Here is a 16,627-nt window from a genome sequence, read left to right on the forward strand (position 1 = left end):
GCATAAATATCATTAAGATACAATGGAAGGCTATATAGATGAGTTATTTTTATTTATATCTTGATCGTGAGTGATTTCTTTTTGTTCTTGATTTTTATTTTGTTGTGAGATCTGTTCGGGTATGCTTGATTCAAAAGGAGGTCCTTTTTTTAAAATCTCTGTAAGTTCTGCAGCTTTTTTAGGATCCATTTTTGACAAAATTTTTCCCATATCTTGAGCACTCAAAGCAAACAATATACTCGCAGCTTCATCTTGAGGAAGATTTTCTATAATAGGGGCTGCTTTAGAATCTTTCATTTTAGCATAAGTTAATGCTAATTTATTGTTCTTAGCTCCATTGATTGCTTTGAGTATTTCTTCATTTTTTGTAATAAGATTTTTTATTTTTGTTTCTTTTTCATCATTTATTTGTTTTGCTTTATTTTCTTGTTCTTGAATTTCTTTGAGTTTCAAACTCAATGCTTTTTCTCTTTCTTTGAGTTTGGCTTCACGTTGATTGAGTATATTTTGTGATGCATTTTGAAGAGCTTCGATAGCTTGTTTTTTTTCATCAAGCTGCCTTACTTGATCAATTATTTCATCTTTTCGTGATTCAAAAATCGCATTGCATTCCAAAAGTTGTTTTGAAGATTGTACTCCATCAGAAACAGAAGAAGAGTCTTCACTAATCCCTTCACCAACAATTAATCCCAATAAAAATAAACTCATCAAAAGATTTTTCTTCATACGTTTTCCTTATGAAATCCAAAAAGCACGACACCGGCTTCATCAAGATTTTTTTCTTCTATTTTTTTCAAAGAATAAAGCTGTTTTTTAATCTCATTTTCTTGTAAATATTTAATTTTTTCATATTCAATAGAAGCTATTTTATAAAATTCTTGTAATTTTTTACCCGTATTTTTAAGTTCAGATATTTCTGCTTGAATCAAATCAATTTGTCCCATAGCTAATTTTTTCATTTCATAGACTCTTTTGAACTTTACATAATCTCCATTTTGCGGTATGTTTATATTAGCAAGATCTTGGATTGTTTCATTGAGTTCATGGTATTTGGAAGCAATAAAAATATTGTTTTTAATAATATCGCTTTCTTTTTTGTCCAGATCCTGTTTTTTAACTCTAAGGAGCGCATCAAATTTTGTATTCATAAGATAATTGTATCTTCTCTTTCAGGACCTGTAGAAATAATAGATATTTTGGTATCAGTTAGCTTTTGCAAATCCAAAATATAATCTTTTGCCTCTTTGGGAAGTTCATCAAAATTTCTTATGCCGGCAGTTTTGTTCCAACCTTTATAGCTTTTGTAAATAGGCTCTAAATCTTTCATATTGCTTGGAACATATTCAATAATTTCATTTCCTCTGCGATAACCAACGCATACTTTTATTTCATCTAATCCATCCAAAACATCTAATTTCATCAAACTCAAACTATCGCAGCCATTAATTCTGCAAGCATATTTCACACTCAAAGCATCAAACCACCCGCATCGTCTTGGTCTGCCTGTAGTTGTGCCAAACTCACATCCTTTCTGACGTAAAAATTCTCCTACCTTTCCAAAATCTTCTGTTGGAAAAGGACCATTGCCTACTCGCGTGCAATATGCCTTTGAAATACCAATAATTTTTTGAAGTTCTTTAGGATTCAATCCACTACCACTACAAGCTCCTGAAGCAGTAGTAGTAGAGCTTGTTACAAAAGGATAAGTTCCATGATCGATATCAAGCATACTCCCTTGCGCACCTTCTAATAATATCTTTTTTTTTGCATCACCGGCATCCCAAAGCATTTGTGTCGTATCTGTTATAAAGGGGAGTATTTTTGAAGCATATTCTTGAATGTATTTCATAATTTCTTCATAAGAAGGCAATTTGATGGCATATAAATCTTGTATATAAGCGATTTGATCCAGATGAAAACGAACTTTTTCCTCTAATATTTTCATTTCCTTAAGCTCACCTATACGAAACCCGCTCCTTGCAATTTTATCCCCATAACTAGGCCCTATTCCCTTGCAAGTTGTGCCAATAGCATCTTTGAGTGATTTTTCTCGTGCTCTATCAATGATTTGATGGTAGGGCATAATAATATGGGCTTTATCACTAATAAAAAAACGATTATCAAGATTTGGAAATTGCTTCATTTCATCATAAAGGGCATCTAATGCGATCACAACACCATTACCGATAATATTCTTGCATTTTTCATACAATACGCCTGAGGGCATTAAATGCAAGGCATATTTTTTACCATTTACGACAATTGTATGCCCTGCATTATGTCCCCCTTGATACCTCACCACATAATCATAATTTTTAGCCAGCATATCTACAATCTTGCCCTTCCCTTCATCTCCCCATTGTATCCCCACTACCAAATCAGCCATCTCTTATCCTTCCTTCATTTTATTTGCATCAAATAATCTACAATATCATCTGTATAAATACCAAATCCACAAGATTGTGTATCTTCAATTTTATATTTTCCTCCCAGCAAAAATGTATGATTTCCCTCAAACATTCTAAAAACCAAATCGTTATAATACTCAATAGGCGCAAAATCAAGTGGTGAAAAAATTGTTTTTGCATCACTGCAATAACTGGCGCTTTCCAGAAGTGCTTCCAGTTCGGGTTTTAAGAAATCCGGGGCAATCTTAAGAAAATTTTTCAAATCCTCTTGGGTTTGGATTTTTAATAAATCTCCAAGATATCCTCCATGTTTTAGAATATCTTCAACTTGCATTTTTTGAAATACTCCTATATTTATCCCCAAATCTTTGGCACATAATTTTAAAATCTTGACATTAGAAACTTGCAAAATAGGGCTAATGCCTAATTTTTTCATAATTTCTACGCTCAAGCACAATATTTTTGGCATTTCTTCCACATCCAGACATTCAGCCCCTATCTGGTGTATCTCATTGGTAGGATAACTAAAAACAGGTTGGATATAAAACCATTTTTTTTGATTCGTACTCCTGCCTAAACGCTTTGTAATAATTCTAATAGCATCAATTGTTGTATCATACCTTAAAGATATTTGATGATTATTTTGAGAACTCAACCGAATAATATTGCGGTTAGAAAAATTTTTTTGATGTTCAAGGTACACAAATGATGGCGTCAAAATTTCTTCAAAGTTATTGTGATAAAAAATTTCACAAACCATATTTTCAATTTGACGTTTAAGTTTAGCCGAAGCACCAAAATGAAGTTTCGTTCCTTGAGGAATTTCGTGTTCTAAAATCATATTTTTCCTAAATAAAAAGTGAATTAACGCTTTCGTTGTGATAAATTCTTCTAATCACTTCTGCAAACAATGGAGCCACACTCAATACTGTAATTTTAGGGCATTGCTGTCTCAAGGGAATAGAATTACTCACCACTACTTCATCAAGAGAACTTTTTTGAATCCTCTCAATCGCAGGACCACTCAAAACCGGATGTGTCCCCAATGCCATCACAGAATTAGCTCCTTTGGCTTTCAAAACATCTGCAGCTTTACACATCGTACCGGCTGTATCAATCATATCATCTACAAGAATAACATCTTTGTCCTTAACATTTCCAATAATATTCATTACTTCACTGATATTCGCCTTTTCACGTTTTTTATCTACAATTACCAAATCCAATCCCAGTTGATCGGCAAAATATCTTGCTCTTGAAACACCCCCAATATCCGGACTGGCAATAATGGGATTTTTAAATTTTTTGGCACGAATATAATCCCTAAAAATAATCGAACCATATAAATTATCCACAGGAACATCAAAAAAACCTTGAATTTGTCCTGCATGTAAATCCATGGTAATCACACGATCAATCCCGGCGCTTTGCATCAAATTAGCAACAAGTTTAGCTGTTATGGGGACTCTTGGAGCAGCCTTACGATCTTGTCTTGCATAACCAAAATAAGGAATTACGGCATTAATTGAACTTGCAGAACTCCGTTTAAATGCATCAGTCATAATCAAAAGCTCCATAAGATTATCATTGGTCGGTGCACAAGTGGGTTGTACAATAAACACATCTTTGCCTCGCACTGATTCGCTAATTTGAACATTAATTTCTCCATCACTAAAACGATTGACCGTTGCTTTTGAAATTACTGCATCAAGATGTTTAGCCAGCTCTTTAGTAAAAATTGGGTGAGCACTCCCTGTAAAAATCTTAAATCCTCGCATATAAAACCAACCCTACAATATATTTTATAAAATTATACAAAGATAACACTTAAAGCCTTGCTTAGAGATTTGAAAAAATTTAATTAATAATTTTTATCGTTTATTTATTTTTATTGATTATACTTACTCTGTTTAACAACTACATTCTAACAAAAGGATACACAATGAAAAATGTTACACTGACAAATGCCACGGGGACACCAATTGGCAACAACCAAAATTCTCTTACTATGGGACCTAGAGGTCCTATGTTGTTACAAAATACTTGGTTTTTAGAAAAATTAGCTCACTTTGATCGTGAAAGAATTCCGGAAAGAGTTGTTCATGCTAAAGGCAGCGGTGCTTATGGAGTATTGAGGATAACTAATGATATTACCAAATACACGAAAGCAAAAATATTTAATAAAATAGGCAAAGAAACTCCTTGTTTTTTTAGATTCTCAACCGTTGCAGGAGAGCGTGGCGCAGCAGATGCAGAAAGAGATCCCAGAGGGTTTGCCATGAAATATTATACAGAAGAAGGAAATTGGGATTTGGTAGGAAATAATACACCTGTATTTTTTGTGCGCGATCCTCTTAAATTTCCTGATTTTATCCATACTCAAAAACGAGATCCCAAGACAAATCTAAGAAATGCCACTTATGCTTGGGATTTCTGGAGCCTGCATCCTGAATCTCTCCATCAAGTAACCATCACAATGAGCGACCGTGGTATCCCAAAAAGCTATCGTCATATGCACGGATTTGGAAGCCATACTTTTAGTTTTATCAATGATAAAAATGAAAGATTTTGGGTAAAATTTCATTTCAAAACTATGCAAGGGATTGAAAATCTTACCAATCAAGAAGCAGGGGCACTCATAGCTAATGATAGAGAATCTCATCAAAAAGATTTGTATGAAAGCATTCAAAAAGGTGATTTTCCAAAATGGAGAATGTGTGTGCAAATCATGAGTGAAGCAGAAGCAAAAACTTATCGATTCCATCCGTTTGATCTCACAAAAACCTGGAGTCAAAAAGATTATCCCCTCATTGAAGTAGGTATTGTAGAGCTTAATAAAAATCCTGAAAATTATTTTGCAGAAGTAGAACAAGCTGCTTTTAACCCTGCAAATATAGTCCCCGGAATTGGCTATAGTCCTGATAGAATGCTTCAAGGAAGATTATTTTCTTATGGAGATACCCAAAGATACCGATTGGGCATCAACCACACACAACTTCCTGTAAATGCCCCAAAATGTCCATTCCATACAACCTCTCGTGATGGATACATGCAAAATGGAAATCATGGCGATATGATTAATTACAATCCCGGCTCTCTTCCCGGTTATCAAGAAGATCCCAATGCAAGAGAACCAAAACTTGATCTAAGCAAACTGGAACAAGAAACAACTATTTATGACTACGATTACAGAGAAGAAGACGATGACTACTACACACAACCCGGAGATCTGTATCGTCTCATGAGTGCAGAAGAAAAAGAAAGGCTTTGCCAAAACATCAAAGCAGCCATGGAAGGAGTGCCCACAGAAATCAAAAAACGTCAAATTGAACATTTCAAAAAAGCTGACCCTGCCTATGGCAAAAGAATTGCAGAACTCGTCCTCTAATTTTTTACACTTTCAATAAAAATCCTCACAAAAATACTCTTAGAAATATTTTTTCTAAGAGTATCAAAAATTTTCTCTATATTTAAAATAAATTTTTTAATTTGATAATTTTTATTAATAAATTATTTATATTTTTATATTATATTTTTTAATAATTTTTATTAAAGGATAAATTAATGAAACGTAGAGATTTTATAAAAACCGGCATTCTGGGAACAGGTATTTTTATAAATGCAAATATAATACAGGCAAATGATTCCAAATCAAAAAAATTCTCTTTAAAATTTTCATATGAGGTCAATTTTGATTCTGCTAAAGAAATCAAACTTTATATTCCTATGCCGCTAACTACAGATTTTCAACAGCCAAGCAATATGAAAATATGGGGTAATTATGACTTTTATAAAACTTACCGCCAAAACAATGTTCCTATTATTTATGCCCAATATAGCTTCAAGCCAAAACCAAAAATTATTTCGATACAAACAGATATTTTACTTTCTCCAAGGGCATCCCAAGAGAATCTGGAGAATCCTGAAAAATTTCTTCAATCTAGTCGATATATTCGCACAGATGGCATAATCAAACAGCTTGCCTCAAAATTTCAAGACAAAAATGAAGAAAAAACAATCCACAATATCTATGGATACTTAAAGCATCACCTCCATTACCAACAAGCAAAAAATATTGAAGGTATCCGAAATATCCACACCAAAAATGCAGCCATCATTTTTCCGGGTGAAAATGTCAGCGCAACAACCCTGTTTGTTTCTTTGTGCAGAGCTTGTAAAATACCTGCCAGAGAAGCACTGGGGATTGAGTTAGGCAATCCTTCAGCCTCTATTGTCACCAAAGCAGAAGTTTTCTTCAAACAAAATGGTTGGATACCCTATGACATTATTGCCTCTATAAAAAACCCTCATTATGATGGCAGAGGGAAATGGGAAGAAAATTTTGTTCTTCTAAATTACCAAAAAGATATTCAAATTGAAAAGTATATTATTAGTTCTTTTGGAAGTGCTTTTGGACTTGTAGATGGAGATAACCTGAATTATTATGAGAATAAAAAATTTATTAAAAATATTTCTTTTAAACATTTAAGTTAATTTTTATATTTTTATTATTAACTATATGGGAGAAGGGGATGATAAAAAATAATTTATCAAACAATAACCCCCCCGCCCAAGACTCTATCATCTTGATACACGACCAAAGCCTGTCCTTTTGCTACTCCATAGACAGGTTCTTTAAGCTCTGCAATAATTTTATCTCCTATTATTAAGATTTTAGCCTCTGAAGGTGTGCTGCGATAACGAATCTTTACTTTATATTCACCCCCATTAAAACTCTCTAATAAAGATTTATTAATGGCTTCTACATAAGAAGTGGCAAGATCTTCTTTCTTGCCTACAATGATTTCGTTCTCTTTAGGATTGATTTTAACAACAAAATGGGGTTCATGAGCACCTTTAACGCTAAATCCTTTTCGTTTTCCAATGGTATATTGCATATAACCTTTATGCTTCCCTACGATATTTCCGCCAATATCTTTTACAATCCCTTCTTGATCTACTTGTGTGTGTTTTTTGAGAATATCAATATAATCTGTTTCTACAAAACAAATTTCTTGAGATTCCTTATAAGTTTCCAAACTTCCTAACCATGGCATCACTTCAAATGCTTTGGGCTTTATTTCTTCTTTTAGCATATCCCCTAATGGAAAAATCAATCGATTGATAGCTTCTTGAGATATTGCGTATAAAAAATAACTTTGATCTTTGCTCTTATCTCTTGCCTCTTGAATTCTTTTAATACCTTCTACTTCTTTTATTCTTGCATAATGACCTGTGGCAATTTTTTCACAACCTGATTGGAGAGCGAAATCTAAAGCCAACCCAAACTTCATTAATGGATTACACAAAGCACATGGATTTGGTGTCTCTCCACGTTTATAAGAAGCGATAAATTCATTATAAACTACATCTTTAAACTCTTCTTGAGCATCTATAACTCTAAATTCAAAACCAAGATTTTCAGAAACTCTATGACAATTTCTCAAAAACATCTCATGTTTGATTTCTTTATTATGAAGTTTTAAATAAATCCCCAAAATTTCATAACCTTGAGATTTTAATAAATAAGCCGAATAGGAACTATCGACACCACCACTCATCAAAAGTGCAACTTTCATAAAATATCCTCTAAAAATTTAAATTTAATTTGTTTTTAAAATTAGCTAATGTATGATTCTTACGCCTATTTTATCTATATTTATTTTAATAGGAGTTGAAAATGAAGAAAAATATTTTTTCAGCCTTTTTGTTGGGTTGCATTTCAAGCTTCTTAGTAGCTCAGACCCCTACTCTTCCGGAGAATGAGACAAATCCAAGTCCAACATCCAATCCATCTAAGGGCAACAACATTACCGGTGGATTATTCTTTGGAGCAGCATTTGGTTTTAACAAAATTTACAACGACTTTACAATGCCGGCCGGTTTCCAAACCTATGAATTCAAAGACAGCAAAACAAATAGCGAAAATTTAGTCAGTTCTGATGGTTTTGCCTTTGAAGCAAAAATAGGCTTGATGAAAACTTTCAAAAATGTAGGGATTCGAGTCTATGGCTATTATGGAAAAGCGTATAACGCTTATGCCACTTTGGGCAATTCTCCAAAGGCTTATAATAGCGATAATTATATCCATTATGGGTATATTGATTCAGACTATTACGGAGGAATGTTCGATTTGATGATTGGCTCTTTTCAGTCCGATGATTTTGCGCCTTATTTTATGTTAGGCGGAGGGTATCAATTTACTCATTACGGACTTGCCGGAAGTATCTCATTAGGAGATATGAATGGAAATGATATAGATATATATCATACCGGAAATTCTGCTGAGTTAAGGACAAAATCTCCAGTTATTCATGTTGGATTTGGCGCCATGTCAGGCAAACATCACATAATTGAAATGGATTTGCGTCTTTTGTTTGATGCTCCAAAAATAGATTCTACGAGCAGTATTGGTTATGATACCAGTTATGTGCCTTTTGCCTCAACAAATTCGCCACTTCGCCACAAAGATGGCGATCTTATAAATATCACAAATCAATTCCTAAATGCGGCTTTATTGATGTCTTATTCTTATCTTTTCTAAAAAATATCCTAGAGTTTCTAAATTTTTATCAAAAACTGAAACTCTCTAAAATTTTATATTTACGATTTTTATGTTATCCATCACACATATGAATTTCTCATTTTATTCTTAGAATACTCTTAGAATTTAATAAATTAATTTATATTTATTATAATAATTTTGATAATATTTGATTTGATTATAAAGATTTTAAAATGAAATATATTTTTTATATAATTATTGTATTTTCAATTTCATTCTTTGACCTAAAAGCACAGGCACTTCAAGTCTCTTGTAAGCAAGAAAATAATCCCAATAAATATATTTCCAAGCAAACTACTACAAATGCCCCTCCTTCAGATAAAGTATTTGGAGAAAAAACATTAGGAGAATTTTATACAGGCACTTTGATGAGGATTTATGTTCTCAATGAAAATAAATCTAATCTGCCTGATAATTTTAGAATTACCCAACCTTCATTTGAGGCTAGAGTTAATGGAAAAAATAGATCTAAAACTTATAATCTATATGAAAACTTTTCCCCTGATAATAAAACCGACAATAATATTTATCATAACATGGATATATCCAATACAAAGACTTACCAAAGTAAGCCCGCTGATTTAGGCGTAGGGTTTATATGGCCACCCAATGTCAATTATCTCAATTCAGTGCCTGTTATTCTGCTAAAGCCAATCCGAAATTTCTAATATTTTTTTTATCACAATTTGGCATTCAAAAATGCTATCCTCAAGTTTCCAAATCCTTACTTAGCAATCTTATTTTATTGATGACCAAAAACTCTTTGAAATATTTTATCTGTATTCTTTGTATAATAAGCATAATCAAAGCATTCTTTAATTGCTTGCTCGCCTAATGCTTCCAGCAATTCATTATCTTGAAGTAAATATTGCAAATATAAACTTTCCCCTTTTTGATTAAAAACGCTTTTTCCGCACGCAAGATCATCCCAAACTTTCATAGCATTTCTTTGGACAATCTTATAGCTATCTTCTCTGCTGATGCCTTTTTTAGGCAGTTCAAGTAAAATTCTTTGAGAAAAAACCAAACCGCCTGTAAGATTAAGATTTTTCATCATATTTTCAGGATACACCACGAGTTTTTCAATCACTTCTTTTAGACGATAAAGCATGAAATCTGTCGTGATAAACCCATCAGGCAAAATAAATCTCTCAACAGAACTATGGCTAATATCACGCTCATGCCAAAGCGCTACATTTTCCATTGCAGGCAAAGCAAAGCTCCTGATCATCCGGCAAAGTCCTGTGATATTTTCACTCAAAACAGGATTACGTTTATGGGGCATTGCTGAACTACCCTTTTGACCAACAGAAAAAAATTCTTCTGCTTCATAAACCTCTGTGCGCTGATAATGCCTGATTGCCACAGCTATTTTTTCACAACTGCTTGCCAATAAAGCCAAATCACTCATCAACCTGGCATGCCGATCTCTTTGAATAATCTGATTGCTTATGGGCGCAGGTTTGAGTCCCAGATCTGCACATACTAACTCCTCTAATTCCATCGGAGTATGCGCCATATTGCCCATAGCCCCACTAATAGATCCTATAGAAATAACTTGCATTGTGCTATTTAAAGCTTCCAGATGCCTATTCATCTCATCATACCAAATAGCCAAAACCAATCCAAAAGTAATAGGCTCTCCATGAATGCCATGACTACGCCCCACCATTAAGGTATCTTTGTGTTCAAAAGCCCTCTTTTTTATCACCTCTGTGAGTGCCTTTATGTCTTCTAAAATAATTTTTAAGCTATCCCTCATTTGCAAAGCTAAAGCTGTATCAATGCAATCACTTGATGTAATTCCATAATGTACAAAACGAGATTCTTCCCCCAAACTTTCTGCTACAGAGGTAGTAAAAGCTATCAAATCATGTTTAGTAACTGCTTCAATAGTATTAATGCGTTCCACGTCAAATTTTGCATTTTTGCAAATTTTTTCACAATCTTCATCGCCAATAAGCCCCAACTTATTCCAACCTTTTACGACTGCTTTTTCGACCTCAAGCCATGAGGAATATTTTGCTTGCATGCTCCAGATATTCTTCATACATTCACGCCCGTATCTTTCAACCATAACTAATTCCTCAAAATATTTTTATATATTATAGATAATGAAGTCAAAAAATAGAATAAAAAAAAAGCCTGTAGAAAATTTAAATAAAAGCAATGAAGTCAAAGATTAAACTTTGGCTTCTTCTCTTCTTTGGAGATACTCCCATCGATCATTGACATTTTTTTGAAACTGCTCAAGAATATATTCATTTTCAGGTTTGAAAAGATGTTTAAATCTGCCTTGTGCTCCAAGATAATCTCTAACCGGAATAATATTTTTAGGACGATAAGTGATCCTAACCTCCACTCCGTTAATAATCTCAAACAATGGAAATACAAGACTATCTACGGCTAAATCACTCACTTCTACAGTTTGATTAGAATCAAACTTCCATTCAGTTGTGCAAGCACTCATAGCATTAATAAAAGTAGGTCCTTCTGTTTCAATGGCTTGTTTAATTTTTTTATTCATATCTTTCCATTTATTAGGTGCAACTTGTGCTACATAAGGAGAACCATGCGCTGCCATTACAAATAAAATATCTTTTTTTCTTTCTTTCTTTCCATAGCTAACTTTACCTGCCGGGGTTGTTGATGTACTTGCACCAATGGGGGTAGAACTGCTTCTTTGTCCTCCGGTGTTGGCATATACCTCATTATCCAAGCAAATATATGTCATATCATGTCCTCTCTCAAAACAACCACTTATCCATTGAAAACCGATATCATAGGTAGATCCGTCGCCTCCAAAAGCAACAAATTTAGGTCTTTGCCCATTATATTTACCCTTTTTAGCCAAAGCTCTATACATAGCCTCTACACCTGCAACAGCAGTCGAACCATTTTCAAATCCAATATGGATCCAAGGCACATCCCATGAAGTATAAGGATATACGGCTGTAGAAACCTCTACACACCCGGTCGAATTTCCCAAAACCAATGGTCCATCTACTACATTTAAAACTTCTCGAATAATCATTCCATGGGCACAGCCCGGACACAGAAGATGTGCTCCTTCAAATTTCTCTGCTGATTTGCTAAATTGTTTTAGATTTTTGACTTCATTTACCATTATTTTCTCCTTAGCAAAAGCTTAGTTTAGGACCTCTAAGCCCTATAAATTGTTGAGTTGGATGCGTGAGTTTAGCTGCCTTTGCATTTGCATCAAGCTCTTGATAGATTTTGACCAAATCTACTTGAGTCAAATCCCTCTCTCCTAAACCATAAATATAATTAGAAAGAACAGGATGCTTTGAATCTTGAACCTGATAAAGCGAGGCAGCCACTTCATTAAACAATGCTCCCATCGCCCCTGCAGGCAAACTTTTATCCATAATAGCAACAGCTTTAAAATCTTTAAGAATTTCTCCAAGTTTTACATAGGGAAAAGGACGAAACACTCGAATCGTAACAACACCTGCTTTGATTCCTAATTCTCTAACATTCTTAGCTGCCACACGTGCAGATTCAACCGTTGTCCCCAATGCAAAAATAACTACTTCAGCATCTTTGGTATCATAGGTTTCTACAATGTTATATCTTCTAGCGGTAAGATCAAAAAATTCATCAAAAACCTTCTGTATTGCTATGTCTGAATGCATAAGAGTATTGTGAAGTTGCGCTTTATGCTCAAAATGCCAGTCTTCCTCAGCTTGCGCTCCATAAGTTGCAGGCTTATCAAAATCAAGCAATGGATTTTTGCTCTGATAATCACCAATAAAATTATAAGCCACTTCATCACTCAATGGACGGACATTTTGAGCAGTATGCGAACATAAAAAACCATCTTGATTTACAATTGTAGGAATCCTTACTGCCATATCTTCGGCAATCCTGAATGCCATCAAATTAAAATCATAAGCCTCTTGGGGATTGCAAGTATTCAGATTAATCCAGCCTGCGTCACGTCCTAAATACATATCTGAATGATCTCCGTGGATATTCAAAGGAGAAGCCAAGGCACGATTAACGAGATTAAGCACAATAGGAAGTCTCATCCCTGAAGCTTGATAAAGAACTTCTATCATCAAGGCAAAACCTTGAGAACTTGTTGCTGTAGCTACCCTTCCTCCTGCAGCTGCAGCTCCTACGCACCCACTCATTGCAGCATGTTCTGACTCAACCAAAACAAACTCACCATCTATATAACCATTACTCACAAAACTTCCATAATTTTGAACAATTGGCGTTGATGGGGTAATTGGATAGGCTGCTACCACATCAATTTGCGCTTGTCTAAGAGCATGAGATGCTGCCATATTTCCATCCCATACCTCTACCTCCTGCAATTCCATAACATTTGGCATAATATTCTCCTTTTTGATCTTTTTAGTTGTATTTAGTCTCGTTTTTTCTCTTCTTTTTTTGGCCAATTTTTTAAGGCAGTTTGATTATCTTCATGATCGCTAAACATTAACAATGATTTTGGATTGGTTGGGCAAACATCTACACACACACCACAACCCTTACAATGGACATAATCCACTCCCCTAAGTTTCTCATCTCTAGCAAGTATAGCCCCATCCGGGCAATAAACCCAACAATTAAAACAATTGATACAAACTTCACTATTATGAACAGGTTTATCTACTCTCCAATGAGCAACACTGCTATTAAATGAACTCTCTTGAGTATAATCTCGCTCATTATTGTGAGATGCTAGGGCTTCTTGTCCTTGATGTTTGAATGGAAATAACACCGCTCCAATTTCAAAATCATTCCAACCTTTCATGATGAACTCCTTATTTGACTTCATTATATGCACGCTCAATGGCAAGCATATTTGCGTCAATAATTTTTTGAGGAAGTTTTTTCCCCAAAACTTTTTTGAAAGCAGCCTTAAAAAATTCAATTTCAAGCATGCCTGAAACTTTTATCAATGCGCCCAACATTGGAGCATTTGGAATAGGCTTGCCTAGAGCTTCAATCGATATCTTGATACAATCCAGCGTATAAAGCTTCTTACCTTCCAGATCGGGTTTTTTCTTCAAAAGTTCCTCTTTACCTAAATGTGTTGTAATAATATATTGAGTGCCGGGTTTTTCATTAGCACAAATATTAGTAATAAATGTAAGACCCGGATCTATAACAAGAATATAATCAGGATTCATAAATTTTTCATGATTGAGAATAGGAGAAGAGTCAATACGATTATAAGCTGTCATAGCAGCACCTCTTTTTGCAGAACCATACAAAGCAAAAGCTTGGACTTCCTTTCCTGTTCCTGCCACCACATCAGCCAAACCTTTTGCACCCGTTATAGCTCCTTGTCCGGCTCTTGAATGCCATCTGATTTCTAGCATACTTCTTCCTTTTTCTAGTTAATGTTGTTAGTTGTCCTTAGAAATATGAATCATTTATATCTTGGTATGCAACATTCAAATTCAAATGATTAATTACCCTAAACGATACAATTCTAAACTTTTTATTTGTGAATTATACTAAATTTAACACAATATGTAAAATATAAGAAAGCCCATATTTAAAACTATCATTTACCTTGAGTAAAAACGTAGCAATCAAAAGGTTTTGATGAAATTGACAGCCTCAAGTGCGTCCTCAAAAACATTTTGGCATATTCTCAATAAATCCTCATTCTTACCATACCCGCTTTTGAGGGCTATTGGATTAACACCGGCATTAATGGCAGAATAAATATCTAAAGGCGTATCCCCTACCATAAAAATATTCTGCGAAGATATGCCCGCATTGAATTGTTCTATAGCTCTTAAAATAGGTTCTTGATGTGGTTTTGGAAATTTCACATCTTCAATACCAATCACCACATCAAAATAATTCAAAATTTCAAAATGCTCTAAAATCTCTTTTGAGTATTTTGCCGTTTTAGTTGTAACCACCCCTAATTTTGCAAATTTTTTAGCTATTTGGAGAGATTGTGTAGCATTTGGTAACAATTTTGTTTTTTGCAGACAAATAAGATGATAATATTTCCGATAAGAATCAACCAAAAAAGATATATTTTGTCTATCTGCTCCAAAACTCACAAACATATCCTCTAGCGGATAACCAATGGTTTCTCTAACGCTTTGAAAATCAGGAATTTTGAGTTTATTTTGCTCACAAGCTACACAACAACTCTCATAAATAGCTTGGGCAGAATCAATAAGTGTGCCATCCAAATCAAATAAGATTATTTTTTTCTTTGCCACAATAAATTTCCCCCTGCAATTTTTCCTGAGAAAATACCCAATCTCATCTCATACCAAACTATACCCATCACAACCAAAAATGCTAAAAATTGCGAAATAGGATAAGTAATCCACACACCATCCATTCCATATTTTTTACTCAAAATAGGCAATAAAATCACTAAAAAAACTAATGTATAACAAATTGTAATGATAAACGAACTTTTAGTTCGTTGCACAGATTGAAAAAAAATTGCGCAGACAATATTAACACCCAATAAAATATACCCAAGATAATAAACACTCATTGCTTTAATTGTGTCGCTTAAAAAATAAGGATCTCTACTGAAAACATCTTCTTTTAAAAATAATTGGACAAGGTATTTATCAAATCCATAAAATATACAATAAACAAAAATTCCTATCCCGAAAGAAATACTAATCCCAAAAATAAAAATGCTTTTTACACGCTTTAAATTTCCTGCTCCATAACTAAAACTTGCAATTGGTTGGATACCTTGTGCGATTGAAAGCAAAATGGTAAAAAATATAACCCCGCTGTACATGATAATTCCGTAGATTGACACTCCTCGTTCCCCGGCTATAGCAATAATAGTTGTATTAAACATTAACATCACAATAGCCGCACTCAATTCAGAAATAGATTGGGGAATCCCACTTTTTGCTGAAGAAAGCACAGCAGCGAAACTAAAACGCCTGATAAAAAATAGCTTACCTCTTTTGAATAAAAAATGCTGCAAAAGCACCAAAAATCCTATCCCATGCCCTATTACTGTCGCCAAAGCACTCCCATAAATCCCGGTCTCAAGAACAAACAAAAATAAATAATTCAAAACAATATTCATAGCCGAACCAATAATCATCGCAATCATTGCCAAAATAGGCTGTTTATCATTGATAGCAAAAACATCACTCAATGGATGAAGCACCATAATCACACTGCCACAAAAAATAATTCGTAAATATTCAACCACTAGAGGTTTCAATACCTCAGAACTCCCAAGCAATAAGGCAATTTGTTCAACAAACAAATATAAAATCACTCCAATAATAAGCATGCTAATAACAACAAAATAAAATACCGAACTAAAAATCAAGCGTGCACGATGGACTTCATTTTTTCCCAAAAAATAAGAAGTAATTGAAGCTGCTCCCAGTCCAAAAAGTAACTCAAAAGCAATCAATACCGGAAATACAGGCCAACAAATACTGACAGCTGCCAGGGCATCTTCGCCTAATTTTTTGCCTACAAAAATCCCATCAACAGTCGAATAAGTAGAGAGGGCAATCATTGCACACAAAGAAGGAATAAAATAATAAAAAAACAATTTTTTTACAGAATCATTCCTTAGGTCTATTGAAAACATAAAATCACCTAATAATTACAAATTTTATAATTATATTCAAACATTTATCAAACCTATATTAAG

At 34.0% G+C, this 16,627-nt stretch carries 17 protein-coding genes; 4 read left to right on the top strand and 13 right to left on the bottom strand.

Annotated elements, in window-relative coordinates; genetic code table 11:
* Positions 1 to 30: 30 nt before the first annotated feature.
* From BKH45_RS03775 to BKH45_RS03795, 5 genes are read right to left on the bottom strand one after another with little or no spacing between them, the layout of a single operon-like run.
* Positions 31 to 726: a MotE family protein gene (locus BKH45_RS03775; protein ID WP_257874492.1), complete on the bottom strand. Its 696-nt coding sequence runs from the start codon at positions 724 to 726 to the stop codon at positions 31 to 33.
* Positions 723 to 1,148: a flagellar export protein FliJ gene (locus tag BKH45_RS03780; RefSeq protein WP_095274149.1), complete on the bottom strand. Its 426-nt coding sequence runs from the start codon at positions 1,146 to 1,148 to the stop codon at positions 723 to 725. The genes BKH45_RS03775 and BKH45_RS03780 overlap by 4 nt, the downstream gene beginning before the upstream one ends.
* On the bottom strand, positions 1,145 to 2,386 hold the full coding sequence (locus BKH45_RS03785; RefSeq protein WP_095274150.1) for an adenylosuccinate synthase: 1,242 nt from the start codon (positions 2,384 to 2,386) through the stop codon (positions 1,145 to 1,147). The genes BKH45_RS03780 and BKH45_RS03785 overlap by 4 nt, the downstream gene beginning before the upstream one ends.
* A 14-nt stretch (positions 2,387 to 2,400) precedes the next feature.
* On the bottom strand, positions 2,401 to 3,249 hold the full coding sequence (locus BKH45_RS03790; RefSeq protein ID WP_095274151.1) for an ATP phosphoribosyltransferase regulatory subunit: 849 nt from the start codon (positions 3,247 to 3,249) through the stop codon (positions 2,401 to 2,403).
* Positions 3,250 to 3,256: 7 nt separating this feature from the next.
* Positions 3,257 to 4,186: a ribose-phosphate pyrophosphokinase gene (locus BKH45_RS03795; RefSeq protein WP_095274152.1), complete on the bottom strand. Its 930-nt coding sequence runs from the start codon at positions 4,184 to 4,186 to the stop codon at positions 3,257 to 3,259.
* Positions 4,187 to 4,350: 164 nt separating this feature from the next.
* Between BKH45_RS03795 and BKH45_RS03800 the strand changes: the two genes are divergently transcribed.
* Together BKH45_RS03800 and BKH45_RS03805 are read left to right on the top strand one after the other, a co-directional pair.
* Positions 4,351 to 5,796, top strand: coding sequence for a catalase (locus BKH45_RS03800; protein WP_095274153.1), 1,446 nt, complete (start codon positions 4,351 to 4,353; stop codon positions 5,794 to 5,796).
* A 176-nt stretch (positions 5,797 to 5,972) separates the two neighbouring features.
* Positions 5,973 to 6,902: a transglutaminase-like domain-containing protein gene (locus tag BKH45_RS03805; RefSeq protein WP_095274154.1), complete on the top strand. Its 930-nt coding sequence runs from the start codon at positions 5,973 to 5,975 to the stop codon at positions 6,900 to 6,902.
* 56 nt (positions 6,903 to 6,958) lie between these two features.
* On the opposite strand, the gene mnmA is transcribed toward BKH45_RS03805, so the two are convergent.
* Complete coding sequence (gene mnmA, locus BKH45_RS03810; protein WP_095274155.1) at positions 6,959 to 7,987, bottom strand: tRNA 2-thiouridine(34) synthase MnmA; 1,029 nt, start codon at positions 7,985 to 7,987, stop codon at positions 6,959 to 6,961.
* A 101-nt stretch (positions 7,988 to 8,088) separates the two neighbouring features.
* On the opposite strand from mnmA, the gene BKH45_RS03815 reads away from it, so the two are divergent.
* Both BKH45_RS03815 and BKH45_RS03820 read left to right on the top strand, forming a co-directional pair.
* On the top strand, positions 8,089 to 8,952 hold the full coding sequence (locus tag BKH45_RS03815) for a hypothetical protein (RefSeq protein WP_095274156.1): 864 nt from the start codon (positions 8,089 to 8,091) through the stop codon (positions 8,950 to 8,952).
* Between the two features lie 194 nt (positions 8,953 to 9,146).
* Positions 9,147 to 9,641 carry a hypothetical protein gene (locus tag BKH45_RS03820; RefSeq protein WP_095274157.1) on the top strand — a complete coding sequence of 165 codons (495 nt, stop codon included), beginning with the start codon at positions 9,147 to 9,149 and terminating at the stop codon, positions 9,639 to 9,641.
* A 74-nt stretch (positions 9,642 to 9,715) separates the two neighbouring features.
* Here BKH45_RS03820 and purB read toward each other — a convergent pair whose 3' ends face one another.
* The 7 genes from purB to BKH45_RS03855 all read right to left on the bottom strand — a co-directional run bounded on the left by purB (position 9,716) and on the right by BKH45_RS03855 (position 16,564).
* Positions 9,716 to 11,050 (bottom strand): adenylosuccinate lyase, encoded by a 1,335-nt coding sequence (gene purB / locus BKH45_RS03825; protein ID WP_095274158.1) that lies wholly within the window; start codon positions 11,048 to 11,050, stop codon positions 9,716 to 9,718.
* Positions 11,051 to 11,155: 105 nt separating this feature from the next.
* Positions 11,156 to 12,100, bottom strand: a complete 945-nt coding sequence (locus BKH45_RS03830) for a thiamine pyrophosphate-dependent enzyme (RefSeq protein WP_095274159.1) — start codon at positions 12,098 to 12,100, stop codon at positions 11,156 to 11,158.
* A 10-nt stretch (positions 12,101 to 12,110) separates the two neighbouring features.
* Positions 12,111 to 13,334 (bottom strand): 2-oxoacid:ferredoxin oxidoreductase subunit alpha, encoded by a 1,224-nt coding sequence (locus tag BKH45_RS03835; protein ID WP_095274160.1) that lies wholly within the window; start codon positions 13,332 to 13,334, stop codon positions 12,111 to 12,113.
* Positions 13,335 to 13,366: 32 nt separating this feature from the next.
* The gene (locus BKH45_RS03840; protein ID WP_095274161.1) at positions 13,367 to 13,759 is read right to left on the bottom strand and encodes a 4Fe-4S dicluster-binding protein; all 393 of its coding nucleotides are present in this window, start codon (positions 13,757 to 13,759) and stop codon (positions 13,367 to 13,369) included.
* A gap of 10 nt (positions 13,760 to 13,769) precedes the next feature.
* On the bottom strand, positions 13,770 to 14,330 hold the full coding sequence (locus tag BKH45_RS03845; RefSeq protein ID WP_095274162.1) for a pyruvate flavodoxin oxidoreductase subunit gamma: 561 nt from the start codon (positions 14,328 to 14,330) through the stop codon (positions 13,770 to 13,772).
* Positions 14,331 to 14,546: 216 nt separating this feature from the next.
* Positions 14,547 to 15,197 carry an HAD family hydrolase gene (locus tag BKH45_RS03850; RefSeq protein WP_180675612.1) on the bottom strand — a complete coding sequence of 217 codons (651 nt, stop codon included), beginning with the start codon at positions 15,195 to 15,197 and terminating at the stop codon, positions 14,547 to 14,549.
* Positions 15,179 to 16,564 (bottom strand): MATE family efflux transporter, encoded by a 1,386-nt coding sequence (locus BKH45_RS03855; protein ID WP_095274164.1) that lies wholly within the window; start codon positions 16,562 to 16,564, stop codon positions 15,179 to 15,181. Before BKH45_RS03855 ends, BKH45_RS03850 begins: the two co-directional genes overlap by 19 nt.
* Positions 16,565 to 16,627 lie beyond the last annotated feature (63 nt).

The organism is Helicobacter sp. 11S03491-1, from assembly GCF_002272835.1.
In the GTDB taxonomy this organism is placed as follows: Bacteria; Campylobacterota; Campylobacteria; order Campylobacterales; family Helicobacteraceae; genus Helicobacter_J.

What these genes read in the sequence shown, in the direction of transcription:
- BKH45_RS03775 (WP_257874492.1), bottom strand. Translation starts at nt 726, where the DNA reads ATGAAGAAAAATCTTTTGATGAGTTTATTTTTATTGGGATTAATTGTT.
- BKH45_RS03780 (WP_095274149.1), bottom strand. Translation starts at nt 1,148, where the DNA reads ATGAATACAAAATTTGATGCGCTCCTTAGAGTTAAAAAACAGGATCTG.
- BKH45_RS03785 (WP_095274150.1), bottom strand. Translation starts at nt 2,386, where the DNA reads ATGGCTGATTTGGTAGTGGGGATACAATGGGGAGATGAAGGGAAGGGC.
- BKH45_RS03790 (WP_095274151.1), bottom strand. Translation starts at nt 3,249, where the DNA reads ATGATTTTAGAACACGAAATTCCTCAAGGAACGAAACTTCATTTTGGT.
- BKH45_RS03795 (WP_095274152.1), bottom strand. Translation starts at nt 4,186, where the DNA reads ATGCGAGGATTTAAGATTTTTACAGGGAGTGCTCACCCAATTTTTACT.
- BKH45_RS03800 (WP_095274153.1), top strand. Translation starts at nt 4,351, where the DNA reads ATGAAAAATGTTACACTGACAAATGCCACGGGGACACCAATTGGCAAC.
- BKH45_RS03805 (WP_095274154.1), top strand. Translation starts at nt 5,973, where the DNA reads ATGAAACGTAGAGATTTTATAAAAACCGGCATTCTGGGAACAGGTATT.
- mnmA (WP_095274155.1), bottom strand. Translation starts at nt 7,987, where the DNA reads ATGAAAGTTGCACTTTTGATGAGTGGTGGTGTCGATAGTTCCTATTCG.
- BKH45_RS03815 (WP_095274156.1), top strand. Translation starts at nt 8,089, where the DNA reads ATGAAGAAAAATATTTTTTCAGCCTTTTTGTTGGGTTGCATTTCAAGC.
- BKH45_RS03820 (WP_095274157.1), top strand. Translation starts at nt 9,147, where the DNA reads ATGAAATATATTTTTTATATAATTATTGTATTTTCAATTTCATTCTTT.
- purB (WP_095274158.1), bottom strand. Translation starts at nt 11,050, where the DNA reads ATGGTTGAAAGATACGGGCGTGAATGTATGAAGAATATCTGGAGCATG.
- BKH45_RS03830 (WP_095274159.1), bottom strand. Translation starts at nt 12,100, where the DNA reads ATGGTAAATGAAGTCAAAAATCTAAAACAATTTAGCAAATCAGCAGAG.
- BKH45_RS03835 (WP_095274160.1), bottom strand. Translation starts at nt 13,334, where the DNA reads ATGCCAAATGTTATGGAATTGCAGGAGGTAGAGGTATGGGATGGAAAT.
- BKH45_RS03840 (WP_095274161.1), bottom strand. Translation starts at nt 13,759, where the DNA reads ATGAAAGGTTGGAATGATTTTGAAATTGGAGCGGTGTTATTTCCATTC.
- BKH45_RS03845 (WP_095274162.1), bottom strand. Translation starts at nt 14,330, where the DNA reads ATGCTAGAAATCAGATGGCATTCAAGAGCCGGACAAGGAGCTATAACG.
- BKH45_RS03855 (WP_095274164.1), bottom strand. Translation starts at nt 16,564, where the DNA reads ATGTTTTCAATAGACCTAAGGAATGATTCTGTAAAAAAATTGTTTTTT.